5 protein-coding genes and 1 rRNA gene are annotated in these 12,166 nt (G+C 46.4%); all 6 read right to left on the reverse strand.

Annotated features, from left to right (window positions below; genetic code table 11):
* Positions 1–149 precede the first annotated feature (149 nt).
* The 6 genes from R3P39_RS12235 to rpoC all read right to left on the reverse strand — a co-directional run bounded on the left by R3P39_RS12235 (position 150) and on the right by rpoC (position 12,117).
* Positions 150–1,683: ribosomal RNA gene (locus R3P39_RS12235) — 16S ribosomal RNA — on the reverse strand.
* Positions 1,684–3,244: 1,561 nt separating this feature from the next.
* Complete coding sequence (gene tuf, locus R3P39_RS12240) at positions 3,245–4,429, reverse strand: elongation factor Tu (RefSeq protein ID WP_336567787.1); 1,185 nt, start codon at positions 4,427–4,429, stop codon at positions 3,245–3,247.
* Between the two features lie 57 nt (positions 4,430–4,486).
* On the reverse strand, positions 4,487–6,601 hold the full coding sequence (gene fusA / locus R3P39_RS12245; RefSeq protein ID WP_336567789.1) for an elongation factor G: 2,115 nt from the start codon (positions 6,599–6,601) through the stop codon (positions 4,487–4,489).
* Between the two features lie 27 nt (positions 6,602–6,628).
* On the reverse strand, positions 6,629–7,099 hold the full coding sequence (gene rpsG, locus R3P39_RS12250) for a 30S ribosomal protein S7 (RefSeq protein ID WP_010562301.1): 471 nt from the start codon (positions 7,097–7,099) through the stop codon (positions 6,629–6,631).
* Positions 7,100–7,199: 100 nt separating this feature from the next.
* Positions 7,200–7,574, reverse strand: a complete 375-nt coding sequence (rpsL, locus tag R3P39_RS12255) for a 30S ribosomal protein S12 (RefSeq protein WP_336567791.1) — start codon at positions 7,572–7,574, stop codon at positions 7,200–7,202.
* Between the two features lie 361 nt (positions 7,575–7,935).
* The gene (rpoC, locus tag R3P39_RS12260) at positions 7,936–12,117 is read right to left on the reverse strand and encodes a DNA-directed RNA polymerase subunit beta' (protein ID WP_336567793.1); all 4,182 of its coding nucleotides are present in this window, start codon (positions 12,115–12,117) and stop codon (positions 7,936–7,938) included.
* Between the last annotated feature and the right edge of the window lie 49 nt (positions 12,118–12,166).

A 12,166-nucleotide genomic window follows, 5' to 3' on the forward strand; every position in this document is an offset into this window, starting at 1 on the left:
TCTTTCGAAAACTCGATAAATAACGTTCGTTATTCATCAGAATTTAATTATCAGCTTTTCCAAATTTTTAAAGAGCAATATCACTCGGCCATCAGGCCAAGCAACAATCATCTGTGTGGACACTTCGAACAAATTCGTTCTAAATCGTATAAGGAGGTGATCCAGCCCCAGGTTCCCCTAGGGCTACCTTGTTACGACTTCACCCCAGTCATGAATCACTCCGTGGTGAACGTCCTCCCTAAGGTTAGACTATCCACTTCTGGAGCAACCCACTCCCATGGTGTGACGGGCGGTGTGTACAAGGCCCGGGAACGTATTCACCGCAGCATTCTGATCTGCGATTACTAGCGATTCCGACTTCATGGAGTCGAGTTGCAGACTCCAATCCGGACTACGACAGGCTTTAAGGGATTCGCTCACTATCGCTAGCTCGCTGCTCTCTGTACCTGCCATTGTAGCACGTGTGTAGCCCTACACGTAAGGGCCATGATGACTTGACGTCGTCCCCACCTTCCTCCGGTTTATCACCGGCAGTCTCCTTAGAGTTCCCGACCGAATCGCTGGCAACTAAGGATAGGGGTTGCGCTCGTTGCGGGACTTAACCCAACATCTCACAACACGAGCTGACGACAGCCATGCAGCACCTGTCTCAGAGTTCCCGAAGGCACCAAACTATCTCTAGTAAGTTCTCTGGATGTCAAGTGTAGGTAAGGTTCTTCGCGTTGCATCGAATTAAACCACATGCTCCACCGCTTGTGCGGGCCCCCGTCAATTCATTTGAGTTTTAACCTTGCGGCCGTACTCCCCAGGCGGTCTACTTAATGCGTTAGCTTTGGAAAACAGTCCCGAAAGACCGAGCTCCTAGTAGACATCGTTTACGGCGTGGACTACCAGGGTATCTAATCCTGTTTGCTCCCCACGCTTTCGTACATGAGCGTCAGTGTTGACCCAGGTGGCTGCCTTCGCCATCGGTATTCCTTCAGATCTCTACGCATTTCACCGCTACACCTGAAATTCTACCACCCTCTATCACACTCTAGCTTGCCAGTTCGAAATGCTGTTCCCAGGTTGAGCCCGGGGCTTTCACATCTCGCTTAACAAACCGCCTGCGTACGCTTTACGCCCAGTAATTCCGATTAACGCTCGCACCCTCCGTATTACCGCGGCTGCTGGCACGGAGTTAGCCGGTGCTTCTTCTGTCAGTAACGTCACAGCTAGCAGGTATTAACTACTAACCTTTCCTCCTGACTGAAAGTGCTTTACAACCCGAAGGCCTTCTTCACACACGCGGCATGGCTGCATCAGGCTTGCGCCCATTGTGCAATATTCCCCACTGCTGCCTCCCGTAGGAGTCTGGACCGTGTCTCAGTTCCAGTGTGGCTGATCATCCTCTCAAACCAGCTAGGGATCGTCGCCTTGGTAAGCCATTACCTTACCAACTAGCTAATCCCACTTGGGCCAATCTAAAGGCGAGAGCTAAAAGCCCCCTTTGCTCCGTAGAGATTATGCGGTATTAGCCGTCGTTTCCAACGGTTGTCCCCCACCTCAAGGCATGTTCCCAAGCATTACTCACCCGTCCGCCGCTCGTCATCTTCTAGCAAGCTAGAAATGTTACCGCTCGACTTGCATGTGTTAGGCCTGCCGCCAGCGTTCAATCTGAGCCATGATCAAACTCTTCAATTAAAAGTTTTTTAAAGCTTAAGCTTCAGCTCAATGAATTCTGATTGTTTGTTTCTACTTTTAAAAAAGTAAAATCAAAACGAATTGACTATATAGTCACTCAGTTACAATTGAGACTCTAAATTTGTTTGCATCTCTACCGAGGTAGAGATGCTGTTAGAACTCAATCTGTACGAGTGCCCACACAGATGATTGCTTTAAATTGTTAAAGAACGTTGCGAGCCACTTTCGCGTCTCGAGGGCTGTGCATTTTACTCAACCCCAGCTTGTTGTCAACACTTAATCACTTCGATTATCGATTTGAATTTCTTTCGCAAGTTTCAAAGTTCAGTTTTACTTGACTTACCTGACTCGTTTGATTGCTTGTTTGTAAGCATTCCGCCGTGTCAGTGGGTGCGCATTATAGGGAGAATCGAAAACGATGCAACCCTTTTTTTAAAGAAAACTTAGAAAAATAGATCGTTCGTATGAAAATACAGCTAAACGGTCAGTTTTAGCACGTTATCTATATCTTATTCGGCTTTTGGCCGTTAAAAAATAGAAATCGACTACGGAAACTAAAAGGGTTTATTAATTTAGGAACCCTCCGCCTCTGGTGGCAGTCGGTTTATCCGACGGTGGGTTTGGTAAGGAAATCGCGATATAAAATCGCGCCTACAAATATAGATTCTGTCTTTGGTGGCAATCGGTTTATCCGACGATGGGTTGGTAGGGAAATCGCGATATAAAATCGCGCCTACAAACAGAGAGCTTCGGCTTCTGGTAGGAGTCGGTTTACCCGACGAGAGGTTAGTAGGGAAATCGCGATATAAAATCGCGCCTACCAACAGAGGTTTCCCGTCTTTGGTGGGAGTAGGTTTACCCGACGAGAGGTTGGTAGGGAAATCGCGATATAAAATCGCGCCTACAAACAGAGAGATCCTGCACCTAGTGGGAGTAGGTTTACCCGACGAGAGGTTGGTAGGGAAATCGCGATATTAAATCGCTGCTACAAAATATGGGCATTAAAAAAGGCCGTGCTCTTTATCAGAGAACGACCTTTTTTTAGTGTCGCGATATTACATCGCGGCTATCAATATCGATTACTCGACGATTGAAGCTACAACACCAGCACCTGCTGTACTGGCTGCCACGCAGGGCCACCTTCACGGATCGCGAAACGAAGACCTTCATCCATTGTGAGTTTGAGGGTGGCAGATTAGCTCTTTATTATACCAACACCTCAACATCACCAATCTATGAGCATTAAAAAAGGCCGCACTCTTTATTAGAGAACGACCTTTTTCTAGTGTCGCGATATTACATCGCGGCTATCAATATCGATTACTCGACGATTGAAGCTACAACACCAGCACCTACTGTACTGGCTGCCACGCAGGGCCACCTTCACGGATCGCGAAACGAAGACCTTCATCCATTGTGAGTTTGAGGGTGGCAGATTAGCTCTTTCTTATACCAACACCTCAACATCACCAACCTATGGGCATTAAAAAAGGCCGTGCTCTTTATCAGAGAACGACCTTTTTTTAGTGTCGCGATATTACATCGCGGCTATCAATATCGATTACTCGACGATTGAAGCTACAACACCAGCACCTACTGTACGGCCACCTTCACGGATCGCGAAACGAAGACCTTCGTCCATTGCGATTGGGCAGATTAGCTCTACAGTCATCTTGATGTTGTCACCAGGCATTACCATTTCTACGCCGTCTGGTAGCTGGATGTCACCAGTTACGTCTGTTGTACGGAAGTAGAACTGTGGACGGTAGCCTTTGAAGAATGGCGTGTGACGACCACCTTCGTCTTTAGAAAGTACGTATACTTCTGAAGTGAACTTCGTGTGTGGAGTGATTGAACCAGGCTTCGCTAGTACTTGACCACGTTCAACGTCATCACGCTTAGTACCACGTAGAAGTGCACCGATGTTCTCACCTGCACGACCTTCGTCTAGAAGCTTACGGAACATCTCAACACCCGTACAAGTTGTCTTCGTAGTTTCTTTGATACCTACGATTTCAACTTCGTCGTTCACGTTGATGATACCCGCTTCAACACGGCCTGTTACTACTGTACCACGACCCTGGATTGAGAATACGTCTTCGATAGGCATGATGAATGGCTTATCGATGTCACGCTCTGGCTCTGGGATGTAAGAATCTAGTGCTTCTGCAAGCTCAACGATTTTGTCTTCCCACTCTTTCTCGCCTTCAAGCGCTTTAAGAGCTGAACCCTGGATTAGAGGTAGGTCATCACCTGGGAAGTCATATTCAGAAAGTAGTTCACGTACTTCCATCTCTACTAGCTCAAGTAGCTCTTCGTCATCTACCATGTCACATTTGTTCATGAATACGATGATATAAGGTACGCCAACCTGACGAGAAAGTAGGATGTGCTCACGTGTTTGTGGCATAGGACCATCAGTAGCAGCAACTACTAGGATCGCGCCGTCCATCTGTGCAGCACCAGTGATCATGTTTTTAACATAGTCAGCGTGTCCTGGACAGTCTACGTGTGCATAGTGACGAGTTGGTGTGTCATACTCAACGTGTGAAGTTGAGATTGTGATACCACGCTCACGCTCTTCTGGAGCGTTATCGATCGCAGCGAAGTCTTTTGCTGTACCACCGTATACTTTTGCAAGTACGTTAGTGATTGCTGCAGTTAGAGTAGTTTTACCGTGGTCAACGTGGCCGATAGTACCAACGTTTACGTGCGGTTTCGAACGTTCAAACTTTTCTTTTGCCATTTTCAAATTTCCTATAAAGAAATTAAAGTCCAGCCCTAAGACCGGACCGAACTAAAATTACTTAACAGCGCGAGCTGCAATTATTGCCTCAGCTACGTTTTTAGCCATTTCCGCATACTTCTGGAATTCCATAGAGTATGAGGCACGACCTTGTGTAGCAGAGCGTAAGTCTGTTGCATAACCAAACATTTCAGAAAGCGGTACTTGGGCATTAACTTGTTTTAAGCCACCAAACGCTTCTTCCATGCCTTCAATTATGCCGCGACGACGATTTAAGTCGCCTACTACATCACCCATGTTTTCTTCAGGGGTGATTACTTCTACCTTCATAACAGGCTCTAGTAATACTGGATCCGCTTCAAGCGCACCATTTCTAAAGCCCATCGAACCTGCGATCTTAAACGCCATTTCATTTGAATCGACATCATGGAATGAGCCGTCAAATAAAGTCGCTTTAACACCCAAAAGCGGATAGCCAGCAAGAACACCTTGCTTCATCTGCTCTTGAATACCTTTATCAACCGCTGGAATATATTCTTTTGGTACTGCACCACCAACGATTTCATTAACGAACTCGTAAGTAGGCGCCTCATCATCAGATATATCCATAGGTTCTAGCTTCAACCAGACATGGCCATATTGACCACGGCCGCCAGATTGGCGAACGAACTTACCCTCTGCTTCAACTGAAGAGCGGATAGATTCACGGTATGCTACCTGCGGTTTACCAACGTTACATACCACGTTGAACTCACGCTTCATACGGTCAACGATAATGTCTAGGTGCAGTTCACCCATACCTGAGATTATCGTTTGCCCTGACTCTTCATCCGTTTCAACGCGGAAAGAAGGATCTTCTGCAGCAAGTTTACCCAGAGCAATACTCATTTTCTCTTGGTCAGCTACTGTTTTAGGCTCTACTGCAACCGAGATAACCGGCTCAGGGAACTCCATACGCTCAAGCGTAATAGGAGCGTCGTGAGCACACAATGTATCACCCGTAGTAACATCTTTTAGGCCGATAGCAGCCGCAATGTCACCAGCATGAACATCTTTAATCTCTTCGCGAGAATTAGAGTGCATTTGTACGATACGTCCAAAGCGCTCTTTTTTGCCTTTTACAGGATTTAATACCGAATCACCCTGGCTAACTTTACCTGAGTAGACTCGGAAGAAAGTAAGTGTACCAACGAATGGATCAGTTGCGATCTTAAATGCAAGCGCCGCAAACGGTGCATTATCGTCGGCTTTACGCGTATCCTCAGATTCATCATTTAGAATGCCTTGGATAGGCTTTACTTCAGTAGGCGACGGCATGTATTCAATCACAGCATCAAGCACTGCTTGAACGCCTTTGTTTTTGAATGCACTGCCCGTCGTCATTGGCACAATTTCATTGGCCAATGTGCGTTGACGAAGTGCAGATTTAATTTCTGCCTCAGTCAACTCACCATCTTCAAGATATTTTTCCATTAGCTCTTCAGACGCTTCTGCAGCGCTCTCAATTAAGTGAGAGCGCCATTCTTCAGCTAGCTCCTGAAGCTCTGCTGGGACCTCTTCATAAGTAAAGGACATCCCCTGGTCATCATTATTCCAGTTGATGGCCTTCATCTTGATAAGGTCGATAACACCTTTAAATTCATCTTCAGCGCCAATTGGCAGCTGAATTGGTACAGGTGTAGCACCAAGACGTTTTTTAACCTGTTCAACAACAGACAAGAAATCAGCACCCGTACGGTCCATCTTATTGACGAAAATCATACGGGGAACTTCGTACTTGTTAGCCTGTCGCCAAACCGTCTCAGTTTGCGGTTGCACACCTGATGAAGCACATAACACAACAACAGCACCATCGAGTACACGTAAAGAACGTTCTACTTCGATAGTAAAATCCACGTGTCCCGGAGTGTCGATGATGTTGACTCGATGTTCATCGAATTGCGCATCCATCCCTTTCCAGAAACACGTCGTTGCAGCAGAAGTGATGGTGATACCACGCTCTTGCTCCTGCTCCATCCAGTCCATAGTTGCGGCACCGTCGTGTACCTCACCAATCTTATGAGAAAGACCAGTGTAAAAAAGTACGCGCTCGGTGGTAGTAGTTTTACCCGCATCTACGTGAGCACAAATACCGATATTGCGGTAGCGCTCAATAGGAGTTGTCCGTGCCATAATATCCTCTTAAAAGGTGTTAGCAGATTACCAACGGTAGTGAGCGAATGCTTTGTTCGCTTCAGCCATACGGTGAACGTCTTCACGTTTCTTAACCGCAGTGCCTTTGTTTTCAGCAGCGTCGATCATCTCTTGAGCCAAACGAAGGCCCATTGATTTCTCGCCACGCTTACGTGCAGCTTCAACTAACCAACGCATACCTAGTGCGTTGCGACGAACTGGACGTACTTCAACTGGTACTTGGTACGTAGAACCACCTACACGGCGAGATTTAACCTCAACCTGTGGGCGAACGTTTTCAAGTGCAGATTCAAAGATTTCAAGGTGCGACTTGCCTGATTTTTCAGCAGCCACGTCTAGCGCACCATATACGATTTTTTCAGCAGTAGATTTCTTGCCGTCAAGCATTACTACGTTAACGAATTTAGCAAGAAGCTCTGATCCGAACTTCGGATCTGGAAGAATTTTACGTTGACCTATTACGCGTCTTCTAGGCATTTTCTATCTCCGGTATCTTCAGGTCCGCGAACTACACGGATTCCCAAAACAAAATATTAAAATTAAAACTTAAGTGCTTGGCCTTACTAACGGAGAACCATTAGCCCTTAGGACGTTTTGCACCGTACTTAGAACGACCTTGTTTACGATCGTTAACACCCGCACAGTCAAGCGCACCACGTACAGTGTGGAAACGCACACCTGGTAAGTCTTTAACACGACCACCACGGATAAGGATTACACTGTGCTCTTGAAGGTTGTGGCCTTCACCGCCAATGTAAGAAGTTACTTCGAAACCGTTTGTTAAACGTACACGCGCTACTTTACGTAGTGCAGAGTTTGGTTTCTTAGGTGTTGTTGTATATACACGAGTACATACACCACGCTTTTGTGGACAAGCTTTTAGCGCAGCAGAGTTGCTCGCTGTAACCTTGCTACGACGTGGCTTACGCACTAGCTGGTTAATCGTTGCCATTAAATAGCTCCTGAATTAATAATTACTACTGAAAAAATACAAAAATCGCCCCACTTTTGCCGTCGCATTTTATTGAACGACTAAAATGGGTGGCGGAATTTTAATGACCAAAGTTTAACCTGTCAACCAAAACTCACCGCTGACGCTAACTAATTGCTTTCATCAAGCCCGAAAAAGATGCCAAAGCCATTGAAAATAGGACAAAACTGTCAGTTAGGTAGAATATTCACTGTTTTGCAGTATAAGAGTAAAGATGACGCCTTGATGGCAGTTTGATGATCATTAATGTGAGTAAGAAAACAAAAGCCGCTGTGAATTACTTCACAACGGCTTGTTAGATATTACTGTGATGGCGCGAGTATTACTCGTTACCACCTAGTAAATCAGCGTTTAGTGCATCAGTCAGTGCTTGAGTTGCCTCTTCCGCGCTTACTGTTTGCTCTTCAATTGCTTCTTCACCTTGCTTACGACGGTTGATACGGTCTTCATGGTAAGCAAAACCAGTACCCGCAGGAATTAAGCGACCTACGATTACGTTTTCTTTCAGACCACGAAGCTCATCGCTCTTACCGTTTACAGCAGCTTCTGTTAGGACACGAGTTGTCTCCTGGAACGAAGCAGCCGAGATAAACGATTCAGTAGCAAGTGATGCTTTAGTAATACCCATTAACTGAATTTCAAACGTTGCAGGGATCTTACCTTGCTTTTCAAGCTCACGGTTGGCGATATTAACGCGTGCCACTTCAGCTTGTTCACCAGCTAAGAACTCAGTGTCGCCGCCATCAATGATGATGCACTTACGCAACATCTGACGAACAATTGTCTCAATGTGCTTATCGTTAATCTTTACACCCTGAAGGCGGTAAACTTCTTGTACTTCGTTAGTGATGTAGTTTGATACATCAGTCACGCCACGTAGACGAAGAATGTCGTGTGGTGACTCAGGGCCATCAGCGATAACTTCGCCTTTTGCCACTTGTTCACCTTCGAATACGTTAAGCTGACGCCATTTCGGGATCATCTCTTCGTATGCATCACCCTCGTCAGGTGTGATAACTAGACGTTTCTTACCTTTGGTCTCTTTACCGAAGCTTACTGTACCTGTGATTTCTGCAAGAATGGCAGGATCTTTTGGTTTACGGGCTTCGAATAAGTCAGCAACTCGAGGTAGACCACCGGTGATATCACGTGTTTTCGAGCCCTCTTGCGGGATACGCGCTAACACAGCACCAGGTAGTACCGTTGCACCGTCTGTCACTTCAATAGTCGTGAACGACGGAAGACGAATTTCCTGCAAGCCACGCTCTTCATTTTCAATGATTAGCTTAGGCTCTTTGGCGTTTACTTTCGCTAGGTCTTTTACAACCACACGAGTAAGACCAGTCAGCTCATCAGTCTGTGCTTCCGTGTTCGAATCATCGATATCGCTGAACGATACTTTTGACTCGTGTTCAATGATGATTGGGTGACTGTGCGGGTCCCAAGTAGCAACGATGTCGTTACCTTTAACTTCGGCACCATCTTGTACCGTTAGTACTGCACCGTAAGGCACTTTGTAGCGCTCTTTCTCACGGCCGTGCTCATCGATGATAGTGATCTCGGTAGAACGAGACGTAACTACGATTTTGCCATCAGCATTGATTACGTATTTTGCATTGTGCAGTTTCAAGCTACCGTTGTTCTTCACTTGAACACTGTTTTCTGCCGACGCTCGAGATGCCGCACCACCGATGTGGAAAGTACGCATGGTAAGCTGAGTACCTGGCTCACCGATTGACTGTGCTGCAATAACACCCACGGCTTCACCTGGGTTGATGATGTGGCCACGAGCTAGGTCACGACCATAACAGTGCGCACACACACCAAAGTCATTCTGACAGGTGATTACTGAACGTACTTTTACTTCATCGATTGAATGTTCTTCTAACAGATCACACAGTTTTTCGTCGATCATCACATTACGTGCAACCAATACCTCATTGGTATTAGGGATCAGCACGTCTTCTGCAACCACACGACCAAGTACACGTTCACGAAGTGGCTCTACAACGTCACCACCTTCGATCAGCGGCTTCATTACTAGACCTTCTTCGGTACCACAGTCTGATTCGTTGATAACCAAATCCTGTGCAACGTCTACTAGACGACGAGTTAGGTAACCCGAGTTCGCAGTCTTCAGTGCGGTATCGGCAAGACCCTTACGTGCACCGTGCGTTGAGATAAAGTACTGAAGTACGTTTAGACCTTCACGGAAGTTCGCCGTGATTGGAGTCTCGATGATTGAACCATCTGGACGTGCCATTAGACCACGCATACCAGCTAGCTGACGGATCTGAGCGGCACTACCACGAGCACCTGAGTCGGCCATCATAAACACTGAGTTGAAAGAATCTTGCTCTTCTTCGTTGCCTTCAGCATTTACCACAGTGTCTTTCGATAGGTTCGCCATCATCTCACGTGAAAGGTTTTCGTTTACACGTGACCAGATATCGATAACTTTGTTGTACTTCTCACCAGCCGTTACAAGACCTGATTGGAATTGTTGGTTGATTTCAGTAACTTCTGCTTCTGCACGCTCGATGATCTCGACTTTTGTCGGTGGAATTTCTAAATCGTTAATACCGATAGAAACACCAGACTTCATCGCGTAGTGGAAACCGGTGTACATCACTTGGTCAGCAAAAACAACGGTGTCTTTTAGACCTAGACGACGGTAACACTCGTTCAGTAGACCTGAGATCTGCTTTTTGCCTAGCGCTTTGTTGATCAATTCAAATGGCAAGCCTTCAGGCGTGCTAAGTGAAAGGATTGCACGGCCAACCGTAGTGTCTACTAAGTTAGTAACTGTGCTGCGCTCACCCGTTTCTTCGTCAATGACCACTTCTGTGATACGAACTTTAACGCGGGCGTGAAGCTCAGCTGCACCAACACGGTACGCTTTTTCAGCTTCTTTAGCGTCTTTAAATACAGTGCCTTCGCCTTTACCGTTGATGCGGTCACGCGTCATGTAGTAAAGACCAAGTACAACGTCCTGTGAAGGAACGATGATTGGCTCACCATTCGCTGGCGCTAGGATGTTGTTTGTCGACATCATGAGTGCACGTGCTTCTAGCTGCGCTTCTAGCGTCAGTGGCACGTGAACAGCCATTTGGTCACCATCGAAGTCGGCGTTATAGGCCGCACACACCAATGGGTGTAGGTGAATCGCTTTACCTTCAATCAGTACCGGCTCAAACGCTTGGATACCAAGACGGTGAAGTGTTGGTGCACGGTTAAGTAGTACTGGGTGTTCACGAATTACTTCGTCTAGTACGTCCCATACCTCTGGTACTTCACGCTCAACCATCTTCTTCGCAGCTTTGATGGTTGTCGCCATACCACGGCGCTCTAGTTTGCCATAGATAAATGGCTTGAATAGCTCAAGTGCCATTTTCTTAGGTAGACCACACTGGTGTAGTTTCAGTGTAGGACCTACGGTAATTACAGAACGGCCTGAGTAGTCAACACGCTTACCAAGAAGGTTTTGACGGAAACGACCTTGCTTACCTTTGATCATGTCTGCAAGCGACTTAAGTGGACGCTTGTTCGAACCGGTAATAGCACGACCACGACGACCATTATCAAGTAGCGCATCAACCGCTTCTTGTAACATACGTTTTTCGTTACGAACGATGATGTCTGGTGCTGCTAGGTCTAGAAGACGCTTCAAACGGTTGTTACGGTTAATAACACGACGGTAAAGGTCGTTCAGATCTGAAGTCGCAAAACGACCGCCATCAAGTGGAACAAGTGGACGTAGATCTGGTGGTAATACTGGTAGCACGCTCATGATCATCCACTCAGGGTTGTTGCCTGACTGGTGGAACGCTTCCATTAGCTTAAGACGCTTAGTGATCTTCTTACGCTTAGTTTCAGAGTTAATGGTTGGTAACTCTTCACGCATTTCTGCGATAAGCTGACCTAGGTCTAGGTCACGAAGTAGATCAAGTACCGCTTCGGCACCCATCTTAGCTTCAAATTCATCACCGTGCTCTTCTAGTGAATCAAGGTACTCTTCTTCACCTAATAGCTGACCACGCTCAAGCGTTGTCATACCAGGTTCAGTAACCACGAATGATTCAAAATAAAGTACACGCTCAATATCACGTAGCGTCATGTCTAGCATTAAGCCAATACGTGACGGTAGTGATTTCAAGAACCAAATATGCGCAACTGGGCTAGCCAGCTCAATGTGACCCATACGGTCACGACGTACTTTTGTCAGTGTAACTTCAACGCCACACTTTTCACAGATAACACCACGGTGCTTCAAGCGCTTGTATTTACCACACAAACACTCGTAATCTTTTACTGGGCCGAAGATACGGGCACAGAATAAGCCGTCACGCTCAGGCTTGAAAGTACGATAGTTGATTGTCTCAGGTTTCTTTACCTCACCGTAAGACCATGAACGCACCATGTCTGGCGAAGCAAGACCAATGCGAATTGCATCGAATTCTTCGGTCTTATTTTGTTGCTTCAGAAACTTAAGTAAGTCTTTCACCTTAGCTCTCCTGTCGGAGGTTAATCTTGAGGGTAAGCATAGCTTACCC

Origin of the sequence: Pseudoalteromonas sp. UG3-2, from assembly GCF_037120705.1 — a bacterium.
In the GTDB taxonomy this organism is placed as follows: domain Bacteria; phylum Pseudomonadota; class Gammaproteobacteria; order Enterobacterales; family Alteromonadaceae; genus Pseudoalteromonas.